Annotated in this window: 24 protein-coding genes and 1 tRNA gene; 13 read left to right on the top strand and 12 right to left on the bottom strand. The window is 58.7% G+C overall.

The features are described 5' to 3' along the window. The first annotated feature begins 174 nt into the window (after window positions 1-174). The 4 genes from CAF87_RS17610 (at window position 175) to pabB (ending at window position 4,690) form a co-directional block, all read left to right on the top strand. Window positions 175-711, top strand: a complete 537-nt coding sequence (locus CAF87_RS17610; protein WP_085732386.1) for an ATP-dependent zinc protease — start codon at window positions 175-177, stop codon at window positions 709-711. 5 nt (window positions 712-716) lie between these two features. Next, complete coding sequence (locus tag CAF87_RS17605) at window positions 717-2,252, top strand: inactive transglutaminase family protein (RefSeq protein ID WP_085732385.1); 1,536 nt, start codon at window positions 717-719, stop codon at window positions 2,250-2,252. Beyond that, window positions 2,252-3,238, top strand: a complete 987-nt coding sequence (locus CAF87_RS17600; protein ID WP_085732384.1) for an alpha-L-glutamate ligase-like protein — start codon at window positions 2,252-2,254, stop codon at window positions 3,236-3,238. Before CAF87_RS17605 ends, CAF87_RS17600 begins: the two co-directional genes overlap by 1 nt. A gap of 108 nt (window positions 3,239-3,346) precedes the next feature. After that, window positions 3,347-4,690, top strand: a complete 1,344-nt coding sequence (pabB, locus tag CAF87_RS17595) for an aminodeoxychorismate synthase component I (protein WP_085732383.1) — start codon at window positions 3,347-3,349, stop codon at window positions 4,688-4,690. Window positions 4,691-4,731: 41 nt separating this feature from the next. On the opposite strand, the gene thrH is transcribed toward pabB, so the two are convergent. Next, on the bottom strand, window positions 4,732-5,349 hold the full coding sequence (thrH, locus tag CAF87_RS17590) for a bifunctional phosphoserine phosphatase/homoserine phosphotransferase ThrH (protein ID WP_085732382.1): 618 nt from the start codon (window positions 5,347-5,349) through the stop codon (window positions 4,732-4,734). 162 nt (window positions 5,350-5,511) lie between these two features. Here thrH and CAF87_RS17585 point away from each other — a divergent pair, with 162 nt between their 5' ends. Beyond that, window positions 5,512-6,246: a phosphoadenylyl-sulfate reductase gene (locus CAF87_RS17585; RefSeq protein WP_085732381.1), complete on the top strand. Its 735-nt coding sequence runs from the start codon at window positions 5,512-5,514 to the stop codon at window positions 6,244-6,246. 107 nt (window positions 6,247-6,353) lie between these two features. Here CAF87_RS17585 and CAF87_RS17580 read toward each other — a convergent pair whose 3' ends face one another. After that, window positions 6,354-6,686 (bottom strand): hypothetical protein, encoded by a 333-nt coding sequence (locus tag CAF87_RS17580; RefSeq protein WP_085732380.1) that lies wholly within the window; start codon window positions 6,684-6,686, stop codon window positions 6,354-6,356. Window positions 6,687-6,725: 39 nt separating this feature from the next. Between CAF87_RS17580 and CAF87_RS17575 the strand changes: the two genes are divergently transcribed. Together CAF87_RS17575 and CAF87_RS17570 are read left to right on the top strand one after the other, a co-directional pair. Further along, window positions 6,726-8,270, top strand: a complete 1,545-nt coding sequence (locus CAF87_RS17575; RefSeq protein ID WP_085732379.1) for an NCS1 family nucleobase:cation symporter-1 — start codon at window positions 6,726-6,728, stop codon at window positions 8,268-8,270. A gap of 54 nt (window positions 8,271-8,324) precedes the next feature. Next, window positions 8,325-9,053 (top strand): aspartate/glutamate racemase family protein, encoded by a 729-nt coding sequence (locus CAF87_RS17570; RefSeq protein WP_085732378.1) that lies wholly within the window; start codon window positions 8,325-8,327, stop codon window positions 9,051-9,053. Here the strand turns inward: CAF87_RS17570 and CAF87_RS17565 are convergent. Then, window positions 9,022-9,963 (bottom strand): LysR family transcriptional regulator, encoded by a 942-nt coding sequence (locus CAF87_RS17565; protein ID WP_085732377.1) that lies wholly within the window; start codon window positions 9,961-9,963, stop codon window positions 9,022-9,024. The genes CAF87_RS17570 and CAF87_RS17565 overlap by 32 nt on opposite strands. A 125-nt stretch (window positions 9,964-10,088) precedes the next feature. Between CAF87_RS17565 and CAF87_RS17560 the strand changes: the two genes are divergently transcribed. After that, window positions 10,089-10,835, top strand: a complete 747-nt coding sequence (locus CAF87_RS17560; RefSeq protein WP_085732376.1) for a 3-oxoacyl-ACP reductase family protein — start codon at window positions 10,089-10,091, stop codon at window positions 10,833-10,835. Window positions 10,836-10,911: 76 nt separating this feature from the next. On the opposite strand, the gene CAF87_RS17555 is transcribed toward CAF87_RS17560, so the two are convergent. After that, a complete protein-coding gene (locus tag CAF87_RS17555; protein WP_085732375.1) occupies window positions 10,912-11,607 on the bottom strand; it encodes an HAD-IA family hydrolase in 696 nt (231 codons plus the stop codon). A gap of 247 nt (window positions 11,608-11,854) precedes the next feature. Between CAF87_RS17555 and CAF87_RS17550 the strand changes: the two genes are divergently transcribed. Next, window positions 11,855-16,642 carry an RHS repeat-associated core domain-containing protein gene (locus tag CAF87_RS17550; RefSeq protein WP_085732374.1) on the top strand — a complete coding sequence of 1,596 codons (4,788 nt, stop codon included), beginning with the start codon at window positions 11,855-11,857 and terminating at the stop codon, window positions 16,640-16,642. Beyond that, window positions 16,635-17,030 (top strand): hypothetical protein, encoded by a 396-nt coding sequence (locus CAF87_RS17545; protein WP_085732373.1) that lies wholly within the window; start codon window positions 16,635-16,637, stop codon window positions 17,028-17,030. The genes CAF87_RS17550 and CAF87_RS17545 overlap by 8 nt, the downstream gene beginning before the upstream one ends. A 63-nt stretch (window positions 17,031-17,093) precedes the next feature. Here the strand turns inward: CAF87_RS17545 and CAF87_RS29325 are convergent, their stop codons facing one another. The 4 genes from CAF87_RS29325 to CAF87_RS17525 all read right to left on the bottom strand — a co-directional run bounded on the left by CAF87_RS29325 (window position 17,094) and on the right by CAF87_RS17525 (window position 18,802). Then, window positions 17,094-17,261 (bottom strand): hypothetical protein, encoded by a 168-nt coding sequence (locus CAF87_RS29325; protein ID WP_167443766.1) that lies wholly within the window; start codon window positions 17,259-17,261, stop codon window positions 17,094-17,096. Between the two features lie 120 nt (window positions 17,262-17,381). Further along, window positions 17,382-17,798: a hypothetical protein gene (locus CAF87_RS17535; protein WP_085732371.1), complete on the bottom strand. Its 417-nt coding sequence runs from the start codon at window positions 17,796-17,798 to the stop codon at window positions 17,382-17,384. Between the two features lie 135 nt (window positions 17,799-17,933). Continuing rightward, on the bottom strand, window positions 17,934-18,302 hold the full coding sequence (locus CAF87_RS17530; RefSeq protein WP_085710666.1) for a bacteriocin: 369 nt from the start codon (window positions 18,300-18,302) through the stop codon (window positions 17,934-17,936). A 311-nt stretch (window positions 18,303-18,613) separates the two neighbouring features. Beyond that, window positions 18,614-18,802, bottom strand: a complete 189-nt coding sequence (locus CAF87_RS17525) for a hypothetical protein (RefSeq protein ID WP_085701198.1) — start codon at window positions 18,800-18,802, stop codon at window positions 18,614-18,616. 243 nt (window positions 18,803-19,045) lie between these two features. Between CAF87_RS17525 and CAF87_RS17520 the strand changes: the two genes are divergently transcribed. Continuing rightward, on the top strand, window positions 19,046-19,330 hold the full coding sequence (locus tag CAF87_RS17520; RefSeq protein WP_085732370.1) for a hypothetical protein: 285 nt from the start codon (window positions 19,046-19,048) through the stop codon (window positions 19,328-19,330). Between the two features lie 54 nt (window positions 19,331-19,384). Here CAF87_RS17520 and CAF87_RS17515 read toward each other — a convergent pair whose 3' ends face one another. The 4 genes from CAF87_RS17515 to CAF87_RS17500 all read right to left on the bottom strand — a co-directional run bounded on the left by CAF87_RS17515 (window position 19,385) and on the right by CAF87_RS17500 (window position 22,304). Next, window positions 19,385-19,705: a YbjQ family protein gene (locus tag CAF87_RS17515; RefSeq protein ID WP_085732369.1), complete on the bottom strand. Its 321-nt coding sequence runs from the start codon at window positions 19,703-19,705 to the stop codon at window positions 19,385-19,387. Window positions 19,706-19,835: 130 nt separating this feature from the next. Next, window positions 19,836-20,459: an adenylyl-sulfate kinase gene (gene cysC, locus CAF87_RS17510; RefSeq protein ID WP_085732534.1), complete on the bottom strand. Its 624-nt coding sequence runs from the start codon at window positions 20,457-20,459 to the stop codon at window positions 19,836-19,838. A gap of 59 nt (window positions 20,460-20,518) precedes the next feature. Then, entirely contained in the window at window positions 20,519-21,982 is a 1,464-nt protein-coding gene (locus CAF87_RS17505) for a hypothetical protein (protein ID WP_139831734.1), read from the bottom strand. 232 nt (window positions 21,983-22,214) lie between these two features. Continuing rightward, window positions 22,215-22,304: transfer RNA gene (locus CAF87_RS17500), tRNA-Ser, on the bottom strand. 307 nt (window positions 22,305-22,611) lie between these two features. Between CAF87_RS17500 and CAF87_RS17495 the strand changes: the two genes are divergently transcribed. After that, entirely contained in the window at window positions 22,612-23,301 is a 690-nt protein-coding gene (locus tag CAF87_RS17495) for a crotonase/enoyl-CoA hydratase family protein (RefSeq protein ID WP_085732367.1), read from the top strand. A 215-nt stretch (window positions 23,302-23,516) separates the two neighbouring features. Further along, a complete protein-coding gene (locus tag CAF87_RS17490) occupies window positions 23,517-24,239 on the top strand; it encodes a 1-acylglycerol-3-phosphate O-acyltransferase (protein ID WP_085732366.1) in 723 nt (240 codons plus the stop codon). The last annotated feature ends 49 nt before the right edge of the window (window positions 24,240-24,288 follow it).

Below are 24,288 nucleotides of genomic sequence, written 5' to 3'. Positions count from 1 at the left end.
AGACCCGCTCGGGCGCTGGCGCCATAAAACCACCGTGCTAGAATGCCGCCCGCATTTGCCAGTCACTTGCACGGCTTGTCATAAAAAGCTGATAGGCACACGAAGGCGCGCGCAGACAGGATCTCCTGATGCCGTGGCCCTGAACCGAGAACGGACCGCTGCTCGCCAGGATTTATGAGACTCAAGCCCTTCCCCACCTTCTTTTATCTGTTGTGCCTGCCCGGCCTGGCTGTGGCGGGGGAAAAGACTGTGTACGGCCTCAACGAGTACGCCTCCCTCGACGGGATCAACCTGGAAGTGGCGGCGAAACTCGATACCGGGGCGAAGACCGCCTCCCTGAGCGCCCGCGACATCAAACGCTTCAAGCGCAACGGTGAATCCTGGGTGCGCTTCTACCTGGCCATCGACGCTGCGCATTCGCACCCGATCGAACGGCCGCTGGCCCGGGTCAGCAAGATCAAGCGCCGTGCCGGCGACTACGACCCGGAAGAAGGCAAGAAGTACACCGCGCGCCCGGTGATCGAGCTGGATATCTGCATGGGTTCGGCAATGCGCAGCATCGAAGTGAACCTGACCGACCGCAGTGCGTTCCAATATCCGCTTTTGATCGGCTCCGAGGCGCTGAAACGCTTCGATGCGCTGGTCGATCCCAGTCTTAAATACGCTGCCGGCAAACCCGCCTGCGCCATCGCCGCTCATACCGCCGAGTAATTTCCATGCGTTCTCTAACCTTCCACCTGAAAATCCTGATCACCATCCTGGTGCTCCTGGGCGTTTCGGTTACGGCCTATCAGATTTTCGTGCTCGGCATCCCGGTGACCGAAGACGCCACCGACGACTTGTGGAACATCGACGCCAAGGTCGAGTTCGTCGCCAGCACCAAGGATCCGGTGAAGATCCAGATGTTCGTACCGCCCCTGAGCCGCGATTACGTCAGCCTCAATGAAAGCTTCATCTCCAACAACTATGGCGTGGCGGTCAACCGTGTCGACGGCAACCGCAAGGTCACGTGGTCGGCGCGCCGGGCCAAGGGCAATCAGACTCTTTATTACCGTCTGGTGCTGACCAAGCGCTACACCGCTGAAAAAACCAAGATCAAAGGCCCGACCTTCCGCGACAGCATGGCCATCGAAGGCCCGGAAAAAATCGCCGCCGAAGCCCTGCTCGCGCCGATCCGCCAGCACTCGGCAGACGTCGAAACCTTTATTGGCGAGGCGATCAAACGCGTCAACAACGTCAACGACGACAACGTGAAACTGCTGCTGGCCGGCGATCCGTCGACACCACACAAGGCAAAAATCGTCGAACTGCTGCTGTCCATCGCCCACGTGCCGGTGGAAAAGGTCCACACCATCCGCCTCGTTGCCGATCAGCCGCAAACACCTGAACTGTGGCTGCGCAGTTTCAACGGCAACGACTGGCTGTACTTCAATCCGGAAACCGGTGAACAAGGCCTGCCGACTGACCGTCTGCTGTGGTGGACCGGCGATGAAAACCTGATCACCATCGATGGCGCGAAAAAAGCCAATGTGACCTTCAGCCTGAACAACAGCGAAATGAACGCGATTCGTCTGGCCAAGCTGACCGATGAAAACACCGACGCCAACTTCCTCGAATATTCGCTGTACGGCCTGCCGCTGCAGACCCAGCAAACCTTCATGATCATGGTGATGATCCCGATCGGCGTGCTGGTGATCCTGATCCTGCGCAACCTGGTCGGCTTGCAGACCCTCGGTACATTCACTCCGGTACTGATTGCCCTCGCCTTCCGCGAGACGCAGCTGGGCTTCGGTATTCTGCTGTTTACCGTGATCACGGCATTGGGGCTGTCGCTGCGCTCCTATCTGGAACACCTGAAGCTGCAAATGCTGCCGCGCCTGTCGGTGGTGCTGACGTTCGTGGTGGTGCTGATCGCGGCGATCAGCCTGTTCAGCCACAAGCTCGGCCTGGAACGCGGCCTGTCGGTAGCACTGTTCCCGATGGTGATTCTGACCATGACCATCGAACGCCTGTCGATCACCTGGGAAGAGCGCGGCGCCAGCCATGCGCTGAAAGTGGCGATCGGCACGCTGTTCGCGGCGTCCCTGGCGCACCTGATCATGACCGTTCCGGAGCTGGTGTACTTCGTGTTCACCTTCCCGGCGATCCTGCTGATCCTGGTGGGCTTCATGCTGGCCATGGGTCGCTATCGCGGATATCGCCTGACCGAACTGGTGCGCTTCAAGGCCTTCCTGAAGAAGGCTGACGCCTGATGTTCGGTTTCTGGAAGACCTGGAAGGCCCTGGAAGCCCGGGGCATCATGGGCATCAATCGGCGTAACGCGGACTACGTGCTCAAGTACAACAAGCGCAGTCTGTATCCGATCGTCGATGACAAGATCATCACCAAGGAGCGCGCGATCAAGGCCGGCATTCATGTGCCGGAACTGTATGGCGTGATTTCCACGGAGAAGGAAATCGACAAGCTCGACGAGATCATCGGCGGGCGTAACGACTTCGTGATCAAGCCGGCCCAGGGTGCCGGCGGTGACGGCATCATCGTCATCGCCGACCGTTTCGAAGGTCGCTATCGCACGGTGTCGGGCAAGATCCTCACCCACGAAGAGCTGGAGCACCATATCTCCAGCATCCTCACCGGCCTGTATTCCCTGGGCGGCCACCGCGACCGGGCGCTGATCGAATACCGGGTGACCCCGGACCAGATCTTCAAGAGCATCAGCTACGAAGGCGTGCCGGACATCCGCATCATCGTGCTGATGGGCTACCCGGTGATGGCGATGCTGCGCCTGCCGACCCGTCAGTCCGGCGGCAAGGCCAACCTGCACCAGGGCGCCATCGGCGTCGGTGTCGATCTGGCCACCGGCCTGACGTTGCGCGGTACCTGGCTTAACAACATCATCGCCAAACACCCGGACACCACCAACGCGGTGGACGGCGTGCAACTGCCCTACTGGGACGGTTTCATGAAGCTTGCGGCTGGTTGTTATGAGTTGTGCGGGCTTGGTTACATCGGCGTGGACATGGTGCTGGACCAGGAGAAAGGCCCGCTGATTCTGGAACTGAATGCGCGGCCGGGACTGAATATACAGATTGCCAATGACTGCGGGCTGACGGCACGTACCCATGCGGTGGAAGCGCATCTGGAGGATCTCAAGACCCGCGGCGTGACTGAAACGGTTGAAGAGCGCGTAGCATTTGCTCAGGAATTGTTTGGGCATATTCCGGCGATCGAGGGCTGAGTCGCGTTACCGGCCTCTGATCTGCCAATCCCCGACATCCCCTCTAGGAGCAATTCCCCGAGGGGACTACAATCCCCACCCCGCCTCGATGGCCGATCTGCCCCGCCCATGTTGACCTGTTCCGTACACCCGCTGCCCTACCGCGCCAACCCCGCCGACTATTTCGCGGCCGTCCGCCATGCGCCCGGCGCCGTGCTGCTCGACAGCGGCCGGCCCAGTGCCGATCGTGGCCGTTATGACCTGCTCAGTGCCTGGCCGCTGGAACAACTGGCGGTGATGCCGGACGAGCGCGGCGACGATTTCCTGCAACGCCTGCGGGATAATCTGACGCGGTTGGGCGACACACAATTACCCGATGGATATGAACTGCCATTCGCCGGCGGCCTGATCGGTTACCTGAGTTACGACTTCGGCCGACATCTGGAAAACCTGCCGAGTCAGGCGCTGGATGATCTGCAACTGCCGGATGCGCGTTTTGGTCTGTACGACTGGGCTTTAATCAGTGATCACCACAAGGCCACCAGCCAGCTGGTGTTTCACCCGTCGGTCAGCGCTAGCGAAAAACAACGCCTGATCGATGTGTTCAGCCAACCGGCAGTCGACAAGCTGACCCCGTTCAAGCTGAACAGCCCGATGGCGGCCGACCTCTCGGCCGATGAATACCGCCAAGCACTCGAACGCATTCATCAATACATCCAGGCCGGGGACTGCTATCAGGTCAACTTCGCCCAGCGTTTCCGTGCGCCGTGCCAGGGCGATCCATGGCTGGCCTACTGCAAATTGCGCGAGGCCTGCCCGACACCGTTTTCCGGGTTCCAGAGCCTGCCTGACGGCAACGCGGTGCTGAGTCTGTCGCCCGAGCGCTTCGTCAAAGTCAGCCAGCGTCAGGTGGAAACCCGTCCGATCAAGGGTACCCGCCCCCGTGGCGCGACCCCGGCCGAAGACGCTGCCAACGCCGCCGAACTGCTGGCCAGCCCCAAGGATCGCGCGGAAAACCTGATGATCGTCGACCTGCTGCGCAACGATCTTGGCCGCACCTGCCGAATCGGCTCCGTGCGAGTGCCGGAGCTGTTCAGCCTGGAAAGCTATCCGAACGTGCATCACCTGGTGAGCAGCGTGACCGGTGAACTGGCGGAGGATCGCGATGCCCTGGACCTGATCGCCGGCAGCTTCCCCGGCGGCTCGATCACCGGCGCGCCGAAGATCCGCGCGATGCAGATCATCGACGAACTGGAACCGACCCGACGCGGCTTGTATTGCGGCTCGTTGCTGTACCTGGACGTGCGCGGCGAGATGGACAGCTCCATCGCCATTCGCAGCCTGCTGGTGAAGGATGGGCAGGTGTGCTGCTGGGGTGGTGGCGGGATCGTCGCTGATTCGGATTGGGAGGCGGAATATCAGGAGTCGATTACCAAGGTCAGAGTCCTGCTCGAAACCTTGCAGAACCTCTGACGCTTGTGGCGAGGGCCGTTGCGCCCTCGCCACAGCATGACTTACAGGCTCAGATCGCGATTCGAAGCCTTGAGAAACTCCTGCTTCAACTCGGCAAACGTATGCACCGCCGGAAACTGCGGGAACTCGCGGATCACGTTATCCGGTGCATGGAACAGAATCCCCGCATCTGCTTCACCCAGCATGCTGGTGTCGTTGTAGGAATCCCCTGCCGCAATCACACGGTAATACAGGCTCTTGAAGGACAGGACCGACTGACGCTTCGGATCTTTCTGACGCAACTGATAGCCCGTGACCCGCCCGCTGTCGTCAGTGATCAGGCGGTGGCAGAGCAAGGTCGGGAAACCCAGTTGACGCATCAACGGCTGGGAAAACTCATAAAACGTATCCGACAGAATCACCACCTGAAACCGCTCGCGCAGCCAGTTGACGAACTCCACCGCGCCGTCCAGCGGCTTGAGGGTGGCGATCACTTCCTGAATGTCCGAAAGCTTGAGGCCATGCTCGTCGAGGATACGCAGGCGCTGCTTCATCAGCACGTCGTAGTCGGGAATGTCCCGGGTGGTGGCCTTGAGCGATTCGATTCCGGTTTTTTCGGCGAAGGCGATCCAGATTTCCGGGACCAGCACTCCTTCAAGGTCAAGACAGGCAATTTCCACAGGACACTCCGTTTGTAATGTTTATTGAGTCGAGCGAGCCCGAACTCTAGCGGCTCGACCTGGACCGTGCAACGCAGAGGCTGCCCCGGCGGGCGTTGCTTTTTGTTAACATCGCCGCCATATAGAGCGCCCAGCGCCACCGACCTGTAGGAAGCCGCCCTGATGAGCCCAACGTTCGACGTCGTGGAACTCGCCACGACCTATGCCAACAAATCCGCCCAGGACATCCTCAAGCTCGCATTCGCCGAGTTCGGCGATGACCTGTGGATATCTTTCAGCGGCGCCGAGGATGTGGTGCTGGTGGACATGGCCTGGAAGCTGAACAAGAACGTCAAGGTGTTCAGCCTTGACACCGGCCGTCTGCACCCGGAAACCTACCGTTTCATTGATCAGGTGCGTGAGCACTACAAGATCGATATCGAACTGGTCTCGCCGGACTACACGAAACTTGAACCGTTCGTGAAGGAAAAAGGCCTGTTCAGTTTCTACAAGGACGGCCATGGCGAATGCTGCGGCATCCGCAAGATCGAGCCGCTACGCCGCAAACTGTCCGGTGTCAAAGCCTGGGCCACCGGCCAGCGCCGCGACCAGAGTCCTGGTACCCGCAGCGCGGTGGCGGTGATGGAAATCGACATCGCGTTCTCCACCCCCGAGCGCACGCTGTACAAGTTCAACCCGCTAGCGCAGATGACCAGCGAGGAAATCTGGGGCTACATCCGCATGCTGGAGCTGCCGTACAACAGCCTGCATGAACGCGGTTTCATCAGCATCGGCTGCGAACCGTGCACCCGCCCTGTCCTGCCGAACCAGCACGAGCGCGAAGGCCGCTGGTGGTGGGAAGAAGCGACCCAGAAAGAATGCGGGTTGCACGCCGGGAATATCATCAGCAAGGCGTAAACCGCTAGTCCCACAGTTGTCTCTGCCAGATATGAAAAATGTGTACACACGAATGTCACCATCGGTGCCATTTATGTGTGCACTTTTCATTTCCGCGCCCTGAAAAGTTACATCCCGCTGCCAAAGCGATCCCTTCCGGCGTCCGCCAAAATCCCTTCCGAAAAATAAATATCTGTTCGAACGGTCAATTTATATCGCCCGTATTTCAGCGACTTAGCGCCATTCAATAACTTTTCGAAATCAGTGGTGGTTTTCATAGATCGCTGGCTGGCATAGATCTGGCTTAAGTGCATACATGTTTTGTATACAAAATCGCAAAACATGAACCCACACTTTCGATCCGCAAGCCTGAAGCGCCCTATCCCGTACAGGCTGCAGATGCCCCGTAACCAGTGATGTTTCAGCGTTGCGACGAAGATCTGCCGAGCCTGAGCGCTCATGCACAGTCATCGCGGCCCGAACATCAGGAGCCTGCCGGAATGCGTACGAGTCTTTCGAACAACAACATCGCGCTGAATCTGCCCTCCTCCTCAACCCTCGATCACACCGTGCCCGGTGATGGCATCACCGAACCGCTGCAACTGAGCCCGCGTCTGCACAACAGCGACCTTGCACCGACCAAGGTCGAAGGACGGCGCTGGGGCAAATACAGCATCTTCGCCCTGTGGACCAACGATGTGCACAACATCGCCAACTATTCGTTTGCCATCGGTCTGTACGCCCTGGGCCTGGGTGGCTGGCAGATTCTGCTGTCGCTGGGGATCGGCGCGGCGCTGGTGTATTTCTTCATGAACCTGTCCGGCTACATGGGACAGAAAACCGGCGTGCCGTTTCCGGTCATCAGCCGCATCAGTTTCGGCATTCACGGGGCGCAGATTCCTGCGTTGATCCGGGCAATTATCGCCATCGCCTGGTTCGGAATTCAGACGTACCTCGCGTCGGTGGTGTTTCGCGTATTGCTCACGGCGGTTCACCCCGGTTTCGCCGACTACGACCACAACTCGATCCTCGGCCTGTCGAGCCTGGGCTGGGTGTGTTTCGTGGCGATCTGGTTCGTGCAACTGGGGATTCTGGCCTACGGCATGGAAATGGTCCGCCGCTACGAAGCCTTCGCCGGTCCGGTGATTCTGCTGACCGTTGCCTGCCTCGCCGCCTGGATGTACACCCAGGCCAACGCGACCATTGCCTGGTCGATCCGCGAACCGCTGACCGGCGGCGAGATGTGGCGCAACATCTTTGCCGGCGGCGCCTTGTGGCTGGCGATCTACGGCACGCTGATCCTCAACTTCTGCGACTTCGCTCGCTCCTCGCCGTGCCGCAAAACCATCAAAATCGGAAACTTCTGGGGCCTGCCGGTGAATATTCTGGTGTTCGCCGGGATCACCGTCCTGCTGTGCGGCGCGCAATTTCAGATCAACGGCCGGATCATCGAGAGCCCGACCGAGATCATCGCGTCGATCCCCAATACGTTCTTTCTGGTGCTCGGTTGCCTGGCCTTCCTGATCGTCACCGTGGCGGTGAACATCATGGCCAACTTCGTTGCGCCAGCCTTCGTGCTCAGCAACCTGGCGCCGAAATACCTGACCTTTCGCCGCGCCGGGCTGATCAGCGCCACCATCGCCGTGCTGATCCTGCCGTGGAATCTCTACAACAGCCCGCTGGTGATCGTGTACTTCCTGTCCGGCCTCGGCGCCCTGCTCGGCCCGCTGTACGGTGTGATCATGGTCGACTACTGGCTGATCCGCAAAGGCCGGATCCACGTGCCGCAGTTGTACAGCGAAGACCCGAACGGCGCGTATTTCTACAGCCGCGGGGTCAATCTGAGGGCGGTGGCGGCGTTCATTCCGGCCGCGCTGATCGCCATCGTCCTGGCACTGGTGCCGGGCTTTCACAGCGTTTCGCCCTTCTCCTGGCTGATCGGTGCCGGCATTGCCGGGATGCTTTACCTGATCGTCGCCAAACGCCAGCCGCACTACGCCGACGTCGACGGTGAAGCCATCGCCGTCGACAACGTCAGCCACTGAATCTTTTGGCGGCCCTTCGCGGGGCCGCAGAACCAACCGTAATAAGGACTTCCCATGCGTATTCTCGTGGTCAACGTCAACACCACCGAATCCATCACCCAGGCCATCGCCCGCTCGGCGCAGGCTGTGGCCTCCCCCGGCACCGAAATTGTCGGCCTGACGCCGTACTTCGGCGCCGATTCGGTGGAAGGCAATTTCGAAAGTTACCTGGCGGCCATCGCTGTGATGGACCGGGTGATGTCCTACGAGCAGCCGTTCGACGCAGTAATCCAGGCCGGCTACGGCGAGCACGGTCGCGAAGGTTTGCAGGAGTTGCTCAATGTGCCGGTGGTGGACATCACCGATGCGGCGGCCAGCACCGCGATGTTCCTCGGCCACGCCTATTCGGTGGTCACCACGCTGGATCGCACCGTGCCGTTGATTGAGGATCGCCTGAAACTGTCCGGCCTCTGGGATCGCTGCGCCTCGGTGCGCGCCAGTGGTCTTGCGGTTCTGGAGCTGGAACACCAACCGCAGCGGGCACTGGAAGCGATCGTGCATCAGGCCGAACTGGCGGTGGTTCAGGATAAAGCTGAAGTGATCTGCCTCGGTTGCGGCGGCATGGCCGGGCTCGACGAGAAGATCCGCCAGCGCACCGGGGTGCCTGTGATCGATGGCGTCACCGCCGCTGTGACCATCGCCGAATCGTTGGTGCGCCTGGGGCTGTCGACGTCCAAGGTGCGGACGTATGCAACGCCGCGGCCGAAGACCATCATCGGCTGGCCAGCACGTTTTGCGCGTTGAACCGCTCTGCGAGGCCCAAGGTTGAAAATTGCTCGATAATGAAATCGACGAACGCCCGGGTCTTGCCCGGCAGCAGTTTGTGTTCGGCGTAATAGATGGAGATGTTGCCGTCGTCGACGTACCAGTCGGGCAAGACCCGCTGCAACGTTCCCGCCTCCAGATAACCGACGGCAAAAGGCATGCTCACCAACGCAATCCCTAGCCCCTGCGTCGCCGTGGCGCAGGCGGCTTCGGAATCGCTCATGGTCATTCGTGCCTTGAGGGTCAGCGGGCTGTGTTGCTGCGTTCGATGAGTTAACTGCCAGGAACGCACGCGACCGGTCTGCGGTGAGCGAATCAGGATGCCCTCGTGCAGCTTGAGGTCGTCCGGCTCGCTGATCGGCGCGTACCGATCCAGATAATCCGCCGAAGCCACCAACACCCGATGCGCCGGCGTAAGCCGGCGCGCCACCACGCCCTGAGGCAACTCGAAACCACCGCCAATCGCCGCATCGAAACCCTGGCCAATCAGATCGACCTGCCGGTTATCGAAGTGCCAGTCCGGATTGATCGCCGGAAACCTTGTCAGGAACTCACCCAGAAGCGGCACGATGTACAAGCGGCCGAACACCGTGCCCATGCTGACTTTCAGCGTACCCGCCGGTTGACCGCCGGCGCTGGCCAGATTGTTCACGGCATTCTGGATGGTTGTGAGACTGCCGCTGACCTCACTCAAAAACAATTGCCCCGCTTCCGTCAGGGTCAACCGACGGGTGCTACGCTGGAACAGCCTCACGCCGAGGCGCGCTTCCAGTTTCGCCACGCTTTTGCCCACGGCGGCCGGTGTCAGGCTCAGGCGACGCGCAGCTTCGGCAAAGCTGCCGACTTCGGCACTACGCACGAAGCATTCGATACTGCTGAAGGTTTCCATGGCCGCCACTCTAAACTTTTGGTTTACACAGACTATAGCAACCACGGTCTACTCGCCCGGTGGCGAGGGGCAGATACTCGACACCACACCAAGGCAGCCTGCCTTGAAATTTCTGGAGATCGAACATGACCACTCAACACCTCAGCGGTAAAGTTGCTCTGATTCAAGGCGGCTCTCGCGGCATCGGTGCCGCCATCGTCAAACGCCTGGCGGCCGAAGGCGCCACGGTTGCCTTCACATACGTCAGCTCCGCCGCCAAGGCTGAGGAACTGCAAAACAGCATCACCGCGACCGGCGGCAAAGCTCTCGCGATCAAGGCCGACAGCGCCGATGCCGGTGCCATCCGCAACGCCGTGAACGCGACCGTCGAAACCTTTGGCCGCCTCGACATTCTGGTCAACAACGCCGGCGTACTGGCCGTCGCCCCGCTGGAAGACTTCAAACTGGAAGACTTCGACCAGACCCTGGCGATCAACGTGCGCAGCGTGTTCATCGCCAGTCAGGAAGCCGCCAAACACATGGGCGAAGGCTCACGCATCATCAACATCGGCAGCACCAACGCCGACCGTATGCCCTTCGCCGGTGGCGGCGTGTATGCGATGAGCAAATCCGCGCTGGTCGGCCTGACCAAAGGCCTGGCCCGCGACCTCGGCCCACGGGGCATCACCATCAACAACGTGCAGCCCGGCCCGGTGGACACCGACATGAACCCGGCCCACGGCGACTTTGCCGAAAGCCTGATTCCGCTGATGGCGGTCGGTCGCTACGGCAAAGCCGAGGAAATCGCCAGCTTCGTCGCCTACCTCGCAGGCCCGGAGGCCGGTTACATCACCGGTGCCAGTCTGACCATCGACGGTGGTTTCGGCGCCTGATTGATCAGATTGTCGATAACGAAAAACACCGCCCCTCCTTTAACAGAGGGGCGGCGTTTTTATATCGGCAGTTTGATCAGGCCCAATCCAGCGCCGGCAAACCACAGGCACTCGGCGTGAACGCTTTCAACGTACGAAGAATCCCGTCGGCGTGTGCATATTTTTCATCGGCCATGGCGGCATCAGGGATCGCGATGGCGGTCATGCCTGCCGCTTTCGCCGCCGTCACGCCGAATGGCGAATCCTCGAACACCAGGCAATCTTCCGGCGCCACACCGAGGCGGCGAGCCGCCGTGAGGAAAATGTCCGGCGCCGGTTTGGCCGCGCCGACTTCCGGGTCGTCGGCTGTGACAATGAAATCGAACAACGCAAACCAGTCACGGTGCAACGTGGTTTTCTGACCGAACGACTGGCGCGACGAACTGGTGCCGACGGCAATCGGAATGTTGTGCGCCTTGAGATGGCGGATCAGTTCCTCGGCCCCCGGCATCGCTTGTGCGGTGGGAAAACGCTCGCGCATCAGCGGCTCGCGAATCACCAGAAACTCTTCGGCGGTAATCGGCAGATCCAGCGCTTCGACCACATAACGGGCCAGATCGCCGGCACCGCGACCGATGATGTTCTGCTTGATGCTCCAGTCGAAGGTGCGCCCGTAACGCTCGGCAATCAGCGAGGTGACCTCGGTGTAGATGCCCTCGGTGTCAAGCAGCAAACCGTCCATATCGAAAATCACGGCCTTGATCGGGCCGAACGCTTTCATTGGTGCATTCATCATCGGATCCGTTATCAAAAACATCCCAGGCGGCATGAGATACCGCTGCTCGGATCTGATTAAAGGGTTCAGCAGCATAGCGAGCGCGGCCGAGGTTGAGCAACGGGCAATGTCGGTTGTCCGCCGAATGCCCTCTCGCACATTTAGAGAATCCCCCTACAGACATCGCCTACTCGGCTGACTTCTTTCCTGTTTGATCCCCCGCAATGTTTCGCGCCACCCCCTTGATGCGCGCGAGTGACTGCGAATGCTTCCATCCGATCGGCTCCTGTACCTGAACAACAGCATTGGTTTACTCGTAGTCGCTGCGCTGAACCCTGATCAGCCTGACGTCGAAACGCTGTTCCAGGAATTCCGCCTCTGCCTCAACGACTATGAAAGCTGGGCCGAGCAGTTCTGGACAGGAACCGCGCTGGACGTCGATCAAGTATTCAAGGTCGGCAACGATGTCCAGCTCATTGCGCCGATTACCAGCCGAAAACCCATCAGCTCCTCAGTAGCCATGTGTTCTGCGACTGGCTCCCTGACGCTGGTGCACATGTTCGAAGCTGCGCGCTTCGTGCCGATCGGCGATACGCCGGTGGCCCTGGAACCAGTCATTTCCGATGTCGGCGGTGTTCTGGAATTCGGCGAACCGCAGCATTACACCATCGGCCCCAGCGGCATTCTCGAGGTCGACAAATGCGACCGGGGCCAGCGTTATCACATCACCTTCTTTCCCGATGTTTCTACCGCGCATGTCCAGACGCTGTACGCCTCGTATCAGGGGCTCATCGATGGCCTGGAAAAATGGTTGCGTGAGGAATGGCTCGGATTTCAACCGCAATGGGCCGAGTTTTCCAGCGCGGGTTTCCTGGGGCGTTACGGTCAGTTGCAGCAGGCCGACTGGCGCGGTTTCGAATCCGCCCTGAATAGCGTCTGGGATGACGTGAAACAGCTGTTCGCCCTGCTCGCCGACTGGCAGGCCAACAGCGAAAAGCTTCTGCAGTACCTGTCCGCCGCTGAGCTGGATGCCTTGCTCGAGGCTTCTACCGAGGCCATCGCCAATGGCTTGCTGATGCTCAGCGACGAGCCGTTGCTGTTCATTCATCTGGCGGCCTTCACCAGTTGGCTGAAGATGTTGCCCCCGCAGTATCTGGCCGAGGTGGTGGCCGAAGTCCGGGTCGAATTACTGATCAGCTTCCTGTTGATGCGCGTGTCGGCGGGCATGGGCGTGCCGCTGCGGTTGAGCGCCAAGGTGCTCGGCAAGGTCAAGTCGCCGCGCGCCCGGGAGTGGCTGGCGGCGTCGGCGTTGCGGTTGGCGGAGCTGACTTCGACACCCGATCTGACCCGGCATGCGGGCGCTTTGAAACCGCTGGTGGTCAATGCAGGTCCGGCGCCGTTGCGGCCGACACCGGCGGTTCCGATGGAGATTCGCACGGCGGATGCGCAGGTGCTGACGGTGCCCAATCCCGCGGCCATTGCGCGTAACAAATCACACGGCACAACGCGAATGGAGCGGCATGAGCCTCGCGACGATGCGTCGGCTCAGGCGAAGAATCCCAACGGCGACAGTGCTGACTGCGTGCCCCGGACCTGCACCAACGGTTGCCCCGTGTCGATGGTCACCGGCGAAGAGTTGCTGACGCTGACTGACGGCGTGCTCGATGGGCTGCTGCCGTTCGAGTTTAGCCGCTTGTATCGCACCAGTGCCGCCGAGATCGATGTCGGGTTGGGGTTTGGCTGGAGCCATTCGCTGGCGCATCGGCTGGAGGTTGATGGCGACGGTGTGGTCTGGGTTGACCATGAGAACCGGCGCACGCGGTTTCCCTTGCCGAGTAGTGAGCGGCCGGCGATTCACAACAGTTTGTCGCGGGCGGCGATCTTTCTCGGGGATGAGCCTGAGGAGTTGATCGTTGCGCTGGCGGGTGAGGCGGCGCGGTTTTATCACTTTCGGGCTGGGCGTCTGACGGCTGTCAGCGATGCGTACGGCAACCGGCTGCGTATTACGCGGGATCGTCTGGATCGCGTTGAGCGCCTCGACAGCGGGGCTGGTCGTTCCCTGTTGCTGCGTTATGAGCGGGCGCATCTGATCGCGGTCGATTATCAGGTTTTTCGGGAGTCTGCCTGGCGTACCGAGCAGACGCTGGCCAGCTACCGCTTCGATGCCCGTCATCGATTGATCGAAGCGACCAACGCCGTCGGCGAGAGCGAGCGTTACGACTACGACGATCAGCACGTCATTCTGCAACGGCAGTTAACGGGTGGCGCGAGCTTCTTCTGGGAGTGGGAGCGTGCCGGCAAGGCGGCGCGGTGCGTGCGGCACTGGGCGTCGTTTTCGCAGATGGATACGCGTTACGTCTGGGATGACGCCGGCAGCGTCACCGTGCATTACGTCGATGGGACTGAGGAAACTTACGTCCACGACGACACCGCGCGGCTGGTGCGTCAGGTTGCCGCCGATGGTGGCGAACAGCTCAAGGCCTACGATTCGGCGGGCCGGCTGGTTGCCGAGCAGGATGCGCTGGGGGCGGTTACCGAGTACCGCTACGACGATGCCGGACGGCTGATCGCGCTGATTCCGCCGGACGATGCGCCGACGTCCTACGAGTACCGCAATGGTTTCCTGCACAGCCGCTCGCGTGGTGATGCGCAGTGGACCTACCGGCGTAATGCGCAGGGGGATATCACCGAGGCGGTCGATCCCGACGGCCATGTCACCCATTATCACTACGACCCGCAGGGGCGGTTGCTGTCGGTCCGCTATCCGGACAGTGGTCGGCATGTGTTCGTGTGGAATGACCTTGGGCAACTGGTCGAGGAAAGTCTGCCAGACGGTGGGATTCGGAAGTTTTCCTACGATGCCTTGGGGCGGCGGATTGCTGCGCAGGACGAACATGGCGCCGTCACCCGCCATGTGTGGGACGCCGTTGGCCGGCTGATCCAGACCACTTCGCCAAATGGCGCCACCCGCGCCTGGTCCTACAGCGCCTACGGCCAGATCACCGCCGAACGTGATGAACAGGGGCGGATCACCCGCTACGAGTATGACGATGATCTGCATCTGGTCAGCCGGCGGATCAACCCTGACGGCACGCGGCTGCAATACCGCTACGACCATGCGCAGCTGCTGCTGACGGAGATCGAGAACGAGTCCGGCGAAAAGTACCGGCTGGACTACACGCCCACCGGATTGATCCGACAGGAAACCGGTTTTGACGGGCGACGCACCGCGTACGCCTACGACCGCAACGGCCACCTGCTGGAAAAGACCGAGTTCGGTGACGACGGCTCGACGCTGGTCACCGGCTATCAACGCGATGCTGCTGGGCGTCTGCTGCTCAAGACCCTGCCCGATGCCAGCACGGTTGAATACCGCTACGACCGTCTAGGCCGCTTGGTCGGCGTGGATGACGGCCAGAATCACCCGCTGGCCTTCGAGTACGACCTGCAGGACCGACTGGTACGCGAGCATCAGGGCTGGGGCACCTTGCGTTACACCTACGACGCTTGCGGCCAGCTCAGCCGGATGCGCCTGCCGGACAACAGTAAGCTCGACTACCACTACGCCAAGGGCGGCACGCTGACCGCGATCGACCTCAACGGCGCCTTGCTCACCCGTCACGTCTACCAGAACGGTCGCGAACAGCAGCGCCAGCAGGGTTTGCTGCTCAGCGAATATGCCTACGACGAGCAGGGCCGTTTGCGAGTGCATTCGGTTCATCAACATGACCGAGCACTGTACCTGCGTCACTACAGCTACGCGGTCAACGGCAACCTGGCGTCTATCGCCGACAGCCGTCACGGTCAACGCAGTTACTACTACGACGCTCTCGACCGTCTGGCCAGCGTGCGCCATACCCGTGACGACCTGCCGGAAAACTTCGCCCACGACCCGGCCGGCAACTTGCTGCAGCAGGATCGCCCCGGCCCGGCCAGCATCAAGGGCAACCGCCTGCTGATGCAGGGCGACCGCCATTACGACTACGACGCCTTCGGCAACCTGATCCGCGAACGCCGTGGCCGCGCCCAACAGCTCGTCACTGCATACCGCTACGACAGCCAGCACCGCCTGATCGGCCTGACCCGCCCCGACGGCACCAGCGCCACCTATCAATACGACGCCTTCGGCCGCCGCATCCGCAAAACCGTCGATGGCCAGACCACCGAGTTCTTCTGGCAAGGCGACCATCTGATCGCCGAAAGTAGTCCGACCCAACACCGCAGCTTCATCTACGAACCCGGCACCTTCCGCCCGCTGGCGATGCTGGACGGCCAAGGCCCGAAACGCGCCTGCCCGTTCTACTACCAACTCGACCACCTCGGCACCCCGCAAGAACTGACCGACTACAGCGGCGACATCGTCTGGTCAGCCAAATACAGCGCCTACGGCAAGGTCACCTCGCTGCAGCTCGCGACCGAGGACTACCTCGACCAGCCGCTGCGCTTTCAGGGGCAGTATTTCGATGACGAAAGCGGGCTGCATTACAACCGGCACCGGTATTACGACCCGGACGTGGGACGGTACTTGACGCCGGATCCGGTGAAGCTGGCGGGTGGGTTGAATCAGTACCGGTACGTGCCGAATCCGACCGGGTGGGTGGATCCGTTAGGACTGACCTCCAACTGCCCGCCGCCGAATAGGCCGGGATGTTCGGTGCCGGATGGGGTGGGCGGTTCGATTGTTGACGAAGGTGAACCGCTGACTCCAAAGCCCAAATCTCGACCGAAAAATTTTGGTAGTGATGAAAAGCTTGCCGGGCATTTTGAAAAGCATGGCGCCGAATTCAAGGCGATGACCAACGAGGAGTACTTACTCATCGCACGAGGAGTAGTGAATCAGGGCACGCGTGTGGAGTACTTATACAAAGGAGAGATGCGAGCAGGGTATATCCAATTGATGGGGAATAACCGGAAAGGTGAAGCGAAATTTGCTTTCGTGGGCACCAACACAAATGATGAAATTACGACTCTACACACCAAAAGTGGAAAAGAGTTTTGGCGGACAATCAACGGTAATGCACAAGATAAAACAGTGAGGCCTGCCCATGACTAAGACACACAAAGTATTGGTCGTCGAAATAGACCATTTGGTAGAGGACGCTATTTTGCTGGTTGTTGAGGGCGTTGAGGTCAGATGCTTCGTAGGCTACAGCCCCTCGAAAATTGAGGTCGGAAAAACTTACGAAGCTGAGTTCGAAATGGTGTTGTCTGATGAGGAATTTGTATCACCTGCACAATGCGAAAAAATGCAGATCAAGATGCTCGGTAGTGGATTCCACTGTGAAGTTTATGGCTACCTGGATGGCGAGGTTTTCCGGTCGTTTGTTGATTTTATGGATCAGGATATCCACTACGAATACCCACATCTGAATGGGCAGTTCGTCAAAATTAACGCGGACAGGATTGACGTCTCGTTGTTTGATAGCGAATGGCGGGGTTAGACCGCAGCTCACTCCCTTAACTCTCTACATAGAATTTCCAATATTCAACGAAACAAGTGCCCATCACTCATCATCATCAAAATCCTCATACTCAAGCTCCTCCCCCTCACCCTCCCAAAGCGGAACCGTCGCATCATCCATCAACGACCCCGGATCTTCATTCCCCGGATCATTGATAAACGGCAACCCGCTCGGGCCTTTTTCTTCCTTGCCTTCGGTTTCGGGAGTCATGGTGCACCTCGGAAGCTCAACGTGTAGACGTTCGAAAAGTATGGCCGCTAAACGTTCCGGCGCATTACGCCGGAACACAAAAAACCCGGCACAAGGCCGGGTTTCAGTCATTCCGCTTGCTCAGCGGTGACGATATTTGTGTTTGTGCTTGTGGCCGCCACCGGAATGCGATTTTCCACCATCGCCTCCCAGGCTGTTGCCCACTGCACCACCTGCCGCGCCGCCGAGCCCGGCACCGACAGCCGAGCCGGTAGACCCACCGAGGCTGTTGCCCAGCACTGAACCACCCGCCGCGCCAAGACCGCCGCCAATCGCGGCCTCCGTACGATTGCGCTTGTTAGCTCCGACGGCACTGCCAGCCGCGCCACCAACGCCCGCTCCCACTGCGGCGCCGGTGCTGCCGCCGAGTTGTCCGCCGACCACGTTACCCAGCACACCACCCAGACCACCGCCGACCGCCGCGGAACCATCGCCGGCAGCCATGGCGCCTTGCGCCACAAGCAATCCTAAAACCAACGCAGTTAATGTCGATCGCATACAGACCTCGCAGATCCCGGATCGGGACGGTACGCCCGGAAGGGGCTATACGGAATTGGAGGCGAATTCTGGAAAAACGTTCAGCAACGAAAAGGCCCGACATATAGCCGGGCCTTTTCAGACATGCATTCGCAATCAGTGACGCTTGTGACCCTTCGACAGGTTGCTACCCACCGCGCCGCCCGCTGCGCCGCCCAGGCCGGCGCCGATGGTCGCGCCGTTCTTGCCACCCAGGCTGTTGCCGATGATCGAACCGCCTGCCGCGCCAACACCGCCGCCAATGGCCGCTTTGGTACGGGCACCTTTCTTCGCTGCCAAAGCACCGCCAGCCGCGCCAGCCAGGCCAGCGCCGATGGCCGCGCCGCTGCTGCCGCCCATTTTCTGGCCGACCACATTACCCAGCGCGCCACCCAAGCCACCACCCAGTGCGGCGGTACCATCACCGGCCATTGCACCTTGAGCGACCAGAAGCCCCAGAACCAGAGCAGGCAGAGTTAAACGCATGACGAAAACCTCAAAAGAAGGAAGAAAAAGGGCGCAGATTGAATGCTGTTGCCGCGGCAATGTCCAGTGCCACAGCGCACTTGGCGCCGATTGGACAGCGATTTTGGAAAAGGTTTTATCGGAGGCAAAAAAAAAGCCCGCTGGGGAGACGGGCTGGAGACTTGCTTTCTAACGGATGCCTTCACCCTACGTAGACCGGTGTGAAAAGTTTGTGAAAGAAACCGGACGATTCCGCAATTTTCGTAGGACGCTTCTCCAGAAAATCAGCAATCAAAAACCCCGCTCAATGGCGGGGTTCTGTGGCATCCGGATTACTTCCTGGAACGTGTCGTCACCTTGGGCAGAAATTTCGCTTTCGGCCCCTTGGGTGCTGTCGACTTGATCTTGCCGGTCTGCACCGGATCTTCGCCAAAGCCCGCCTGATACTCAGTCTGGCCGCAGCGCACGCAATTGTTGAATGGAAATTCAGCCCCGTCGTCTTCGATGTACGGATCAGTCATCTCTTCACCCCTTTCAAAAGCGGACCGATACCGGCAAGACCCTTTTGCCTGAAAAAATATCGACCTCCAAGGCTTTTGAGACTAGCCGGTCATTCCTGGACTTGTGATTCAGATGGCCCGAAGCCCGACGAATGGCCTACAGAAATTAAACACAATGTTCACACCGCTGGTCCTACGGAGCTAAAGATTGCCAACCACAGGCCGTTGCCCTTTTTCCTACGCAATGAATCTCAAGGAGAGAACATGGAAATCAAAGGATTCCCACCGATGCCTGTTGTAAAGCTCACGGACGAGCAGATCGCCGCCGCTAAAGCCGCGGCGGAAAAATTCAAGGAGAAGGTCGCCTCGGGTGAAATCGTCATCAAGCCGCTGGACGGACCAAGTCCAGTACAGCCTGGCAAACCTGGCGCCATCTACTATCCAGACTCGGTTCAGCCTGGCCAGTCCACTGGCACTCCACTCGTCGCGATCGACACCCCGCTGACCTACGACTCGAAAGGCACCATCCTGCTCAAACCGCAGGGCTGATCGATGGTAAAGAGCCCATTCCTTTGAATGGGCTCACACGCAGCAAACCAATACTCAGCGCAGCTTGACCGCCGTGCCAGTCGCAAACACCACAACCATGCCGCCCTTCCCCGCTGGCATGCTGATCTCGAAATCCACCCCAACCAACGCGTCCGCCTGCAAGGCACGTGCTCGCTCCTTGATCTCATCAGTCGCCTGAATACGAGCCTCTTTCAACGCGCGCTCCAGGGTCTGCGAACGCCCACCGAAAAAGTCCCGCATGCCGGCAAACATATCGCGAATAACATTCACGCCCTGTACCGACTCAGCGCTGACAATATCGATATACGCCGTAATTTGCCGACCTTCGACACCTGAAGTTGTTGTAACAATCATAAAAACAAGCCTTGGCAGAAAGTGAGGTCGACAATGGTAAGCCACCCCTACATCATTGCCCTAATATGAAAATGGGCGACCCAGTGGGGCCGCCCATTCAAATGTACAATTTTGCACTTTCCCTGATAGTTCAGATAGGGCTACCCGAGCTATCCAGCCCCCAGCTTTCAGCCTTGTTCACAACCTCTTGCAAACACTCTGCAATAGACTTCTGACTGGCATCAAGAACCAATGAAGGAGCGATAGGTTCTTCATACGCTGCACTGATCCCTGTAAACTCGGGTATTAGTCCCGCCCGGGCTTTACGATACAAACCTTTTGGATCCAGGCTTTCACATACATTTAAAGGGGTATTTAAATAGACTTCGATAAAATTTTCTTCGCCGATGATCACTTTGGCCTGCTCTCTCTGCAACCGACAAGGAGAAATGCAGGCAACGAGGACAATCACCCCCGCCTCGTTCATCAATCGAGCAACTTCAGCGATACGACGAATATTTTCCGAACGATCCTCGGGCGAAAACCCCAGTCCTTTACAAAGCCCGTGGCGGACATTATCCCCGTCCAGTACAAAAGCATGCCTTCCACTGTCGACCAACAGCTTCTCCATGGAGAAAGCCAATGTCGACTTGCCGGCACCACTCAATCCGGTAAACCAAAGGGTGTAAGGTTTCTGCGAAAAAAGCCGGTTACGGTCTGCCGCCGTTACCTGCGGCGTTTGCAACGACAGATTTCCACTGGAATCTTTTGTTATTTTAGTCACGCCAATACCTCATCTCGAGTGGAGTCTGAGCTCAAGCTTCAAGATCGTCGTTATTCAGAAAAACGATTGATGGTAGAACCAATCCAGCGCACGCCCAGTGAACCATTCAGGTATGGCAACTTGCTCGGGTCCACGCTGATCAACAGTTCCTTGTTCAAATAAAGCTCAAGACCACGCTCGCTCGCCACAACGTTCAGGTCTCCACTGAACGGTAGACCCGTCACCGAGATATCCGCCTCCGGAGCCCATTGAGTCCCGTCATGCGTCCACATCACCAACCTCGCTCCATCGGCTTTATGAGGCTGAATCACCAAGGCATTCATATCGGTGTCATCACCGGTGCCTTGATAAACGACGGCTGCTACATGAGAGTCCGGCAGCGCGGGATCAATCGAATAACCGAACGACATGCTGCGCTCAGGACCGTCTGAAACCTCACGCTGTTTCAACAGACACAAGCTATCGGGCGCCGCAATTTTTTCGCCTGTTTCCAATTGTTTGTGGGAACCAAAAACACTTTCCCATGCCACCCAGGCCTTTTGATTTTTATAACTGATATGAAAATTCGCCAAGCGCTCTTCGGCGTTGCGTCGGAACAGATCTTTTTCGAGTAGTTCCGGGGTGCCTGCAAACACATGACCATGGTGTGCAAAATCCCTGGCATTCAACAATCTGACCTCATTTACCGCCCCATAAGGGCCCAGGCACAGATAGTCCAGCGGCTTGTAGGTATCACGCTCCAACACCCACAATCCACTCATTGAACTGCGGCGGGATTCGCGTCCTGTCATTTGACTTTCGCCAACCAACACCACGTCGGACGACACCGCAAGTCCTCGGGCATATATCGAGCTGCCGGCGTGCCAGATGACATCGTTGGTATCCAGATCGACCAGCGAACCGATGGAGCTGTGACAGGCGATTTTTTGACCTTCGTCCGACACCCATACGTTATGCAGCCCTGTGCGCTGATCGATAGGGTCAAGACTGACCAGCTCCAGCTCAGGATAAGTCAGGACTGCGAGCAACGAACCGTTGTGGTGTCCATGGGCGATGACATAGAGATGTCCGTCTTTCTCGAATACTGAATTGAGGTGATCACCCGTGATCTCCTGCAATGACAGTCGATCCCAGCGCACGCTGGTCAGTCGTTTCTCCTGAAAGTGCCCCGGTTTTTCCAGGTCGACTACCGAGATGGCGTTTCTTCCGGTGTTGGTACAAATAATACGTCCGTCGGAAGCGCAAAGAATCTGGTGGGGCTGGGACAGGAAAGGTTCTGAGTGAAAAGAACCTCGGGAAAGAAAACCAACTTCAGAGTTTGCATAAGTCTGAATATCGACAAGCTTCAGATTATCCAGCCCCGAATGAGATAAAACGAGGTCTTTGCCTTCTGGGAACCACGTCACACCATAATATTCAGGGCGGTCGCTCTCAATGGGCGTAACTTTTCTGGAGTGCAAATCAACGAGAAGCAAATATCCGGTTGTAGCGACAACTGCAAACAATTTATCCAACTTGTTACACCTCAAGCTACTTACTCGGCTCAGAAACATCTACAGGAAGCGGAGAGCCACCGCACGGAATTTTAACTGTTCAGTTAAAAAAAACTCAATAAATGCCGACGAAGCGAAATGTTCACTACGTCACGCTTGGGATATTCATCGGCCAACGAGCTCATTTCATGACGTGCACGCAAAAAAAAACCCCCGATTTTTTTTCAAAATCAGGGGTTTTCTATGCTTAATTTGGCGGTGAAGGAGAGATTCGAACTCTCGATACAGTTTCCTGTATACACACTTTCCAGGCGTGCTCCTTAAGCCACTCGGACACTTCACCGTATCTCTTCAAACATGTTCTGTCTGTCGAGGCGCGCTAATGTAGTCGAAAGCTTTTCTGATGGCAAACTTTTTTTCAGAATTTTCATGCGGTTAAGAGAAAAAGTCGTTTCCGCTGTCGATGGACCCTGGCGATCCGGCCAATCTTGGGTGGGCGCGGCCCTTCTATATAGGCATGCAGGCGTTTGTCGTGGGGCATGTTGCGGTGGATCAGCCGCTCGAGGGTGACCGGCGGGTCAGTCACAGTGCTTTACCTGACCGGCGGCGGTGGGTAACGTCTGCCCATCTTTCTTATAAGGAATTGCGCCATGAGCGACCTGATTGCCTACCACCTCGAAGACGGTATCGCGACCCTGACCCTGAGCAACGGCAAGGTCAACGCCATTTCCCCGGACGTGATCGCGGCCTTCAACGCGGCGCTGGATCAGGCGGTGGCAGATCGTGCAATCGTGATCATTACCGGCCAGCCGGGCATTCTCTCGGGCGGCTACGATTTGAAAGTGATGACCGCCGGCCCCAAAGAAGCCGTGTCCCTGGTAACCGCCGGTTCGACCCTCGCCCGTCGTTTGCTGTCGCACCCGTTCCCGGTGATCGTGGCCTGCCCGGGTCATGCCGTGGCCAAAGGTGCGTTCATTCTGTTGTCTGCCGATTACCGGATCGGTGTCGATGGCCCGTTCAGCATTGGTCTGAACGAAGTGCAGATCGGCATGACCATGCACCACGCCGGCATCGAGCTGGCCCGTGATCGCCTGCGTCGCTCGGCCTTCCACCGTTCGGTGATCAACGGCGAGATGTTCGATCCGCAAAGCGCTGTGGATGCCGGTTTCCTCGACAAGGTGGTTTCTGCCGAAGAACTGCAAGGTGCCGCCCTCGCCGCCGCGCGTCAGTTGAAGAAGATCAACATGACCGCACACAAGAACACCAAGCTCAAAGTACGCAAGGCGCTGCTGGAAACCCTGGATAACGCGATCATTCAGGATCAGGAACACCTGGGCTGAATCCTGTTCTCTGCGATACAGAAAAGCCCGACCGTCGTGTCGGGCTTTTTCTTGCGCGCAAGGTTTAAATCTCTGCGGCAGCTCTAGAACGCCTCTGACCGACAAGTCGGAAACATGCGCTTAAACATCGCCCATCTCCTGACTCTATAGCGGCAATTGCCGAAAACAGTGCACATCCGTACACTGCGCCACCTTTTGTCCCGGTGGGCCTGAAAATGCTGTTCGTGTTTCGTATGTTATTGATGGGCCTGCACTTTATGCTGGCGGGTGTGCTCGGGGTGATTCTCGGGCTTTGCCGGCCATTCAATCCGGACAACAGTCGTCTGTGCGCCCGTCTCTATGCCCTGCCGGCGATGTGCATTCTGCGCCTGCGAGTGAAGGCCGACGTCGGTCAGCTGATGAACAAGCCCGACAGCTGCGTGATCATCGCCAACCACCAGTCCAACTATGACCTGTTCGTGTTCGGCAACGTGGTGCCGCGACGTACCGTGTGCATCGGCAAAAAAAGCCTGAAATGGGTGCCGCTGTTTGGCCAGTTGTTCTGGCTGGCGGGAAATGTGTTGATCGATCGCGGGAACGCGCACAAGGCGCGTCAGTCGATGCTGACGACCACTGATACCTTGCAGCACAAAGACACCTCGATCTGGGTTTTCCCGGAAGGCACGCGCAACCTGGGTGAAGAACTGTTGCCGTTTAAAAAAGGTGCGTTCCAGATGGCCATCGCCGCCGGTGTGCCGATCGTTCCAGTCTGCGTCAGCAGCTACATCAAGCACATGCGCCTGAACCGCTGGCGCAGCGGGAAAATTCTCATACGCTCGCTGCCGGCAATTCCTACCGCCGGCCTGACCATGGACGACATGCCCATGCTCATCAGCCAGTGCCGCGAGCAGATGCGCGAATGCATCAATGCGATGGATCGGCAGCTTCAAGCTGCATGAAGAAAACCCGCCTTGCGCGGGTTTTCTTTTGCCCGGTGAACTGTGCAGA

The organism is Pseudomonas sp. R38(2017) (assembly GCF_002112395.1).
Classification (GTDB): domain Bacteria; phylum Pseudomonadota; class Gammaproteobacteria; order Pseudomonadales; family Pseudomonadaceae; genus Aquipseudomonas.
This window is presented reverse-complemented; position numbering and strand designations above follow the sequence as displayed.

Coding starts and splice junctions, on each gene's coding strand:
- CAF87_RS17610 (WP_085732386.1), top strand. CDS start 175: ATGAGACTCAAGCCCTTCCCCACCTTCTTTTATCTGTTGTGCCTGCCC.
- CAF87_RS17605 (WP_085732385.1), top strand. CDS start 717: ATGCGTTCTCTAACCTTCCACCTGAAAATCCTGATCACCATCCTGGTG.
- CAF87_RS17600 (WP_085732384.1), top strand. CDS start 2,252: ATGTTCGGTTTCTGGAAGACCTGGAAGGCCCTGGAAGCCCGGGGCATC.
- pabB (WP_085732383.1), top strand. CDS start 3,347: ATGTTGACCTGTTCCGTACACCCGCTGCCCTACCGCGCCAACCCCGCC.
- CAF87_RS17585 (WP_085732381.1), top strand. CDS start 5,512: ATGAGCCCAACGTTCGACGTCGTGGAACTCGCCACGACCTATGCCAAC.
- CAF87_RS17580 (WP_085732380.1), bottom strand. CDS start 6,686: ATGAGCGCTCAGGCTCGGCAGATCTTCGTCGCAACGCTGAAACATCAC.
- CAF87_RS17575 (WP_085732379.1), top strand. CDS start 6,726: ATGCGTACGAGTCTTTCGAACAACAACATCGCGCTGAATCTGCCCTCC.
- CAF87_RS17570 (WP_085732378.1), top strand. CDS start 8,325: ATGCGTATTCTCGTGGTCAACGTCAACACCACCGAATCCATCACCCAG.
- CAF87_RS17565 (WP_085732377.1), bottom strand. CDS start 9,963: ATGGAAACCTTCAGCAGTATCGAATGCTTCGTGCGTAGTGCCGAAGTC.
- CAF87_RS17560 (WP_085732376.1), top strand. CDS start 10,089: ATGACCACTCAACACCTCAGCGGTAAAGTTGCTCTGATTCAAGGCGGC.
- CAF87_RS17555 (WP_085732375.1), bottom strand. CDS start 11,607: ATGAATGCACCAATGAAAGCGTTCGGCCCGATCAAGGCCGTGATTTTC.
- CAF87_RS17550 (WP_085732374.1), top strand. CDS start 11,855: ATGCTTCCATCCGATCGGCTCCTGTACCTGAACAACAGCATTGGTTTA.
- CAF87_RS17545 (WP_085732373.1), top strand. CDS start 16,635: ATGACTAAGACACACAAAGTATTGGTCGTCGAAATAGACCATTTGGTA.
- CAF87_RS29325 (WP_167443766.1), bottom strand. CDS start 17,261: ATGACTCCCGAAACCGAAGGCAAGGAAGAAAAAGGCCCGAGCGGGTTG.
- CAF87_RS17535 (WP_085732371.1), bottom strand. CDS start 17,798: ATGCGATCGACATTAACTGCGTTGGTTTTAGGATTGCTTGTGGCGCAA.
- CAF87_RS17530 (WP_085710666.1), bottom strand. CDS start 18,302: ATGCGTTTAACTCTGCCTGCTCTGGTTCTGGGGCTTCTGGTCGCTCAA.
- CAF87_RS17525 (WP_085701198.1), bottom strand. CDS start 18,802: ATGACTGATCCGTACATCGAAGACGACGGGGCTGAATTTCCATTCAAC.
- CAF87_RS17520 (WP_085732370.1), top strand. CDS start 19,046: ATGGAAATCAAAGGATTCCCACCGATGCCTGTTGTAAAGCTCACGGAC.
- CAF87_RS17515 (WP_085732369.1), bottom strand. CDS start 19,705: ATGATTGTTACAACAACTTCAGGTGTCGAAGGTCGGCAAATTACGGCG.
- CAF87_RS17495 (WP_085732367.1), top strand. CDS start 22,612: ATGAGCGACCTGATTGCCTACCACCTCGAAGACGGTATCGCGACCCTG.
- CAF87_RS17490 (WP_085732366.1), top strand. CDS start 23,517: ATGCTGTTCGTGTTTCGTATGTTATTGATGGGCCTGCACTTTATGCTG.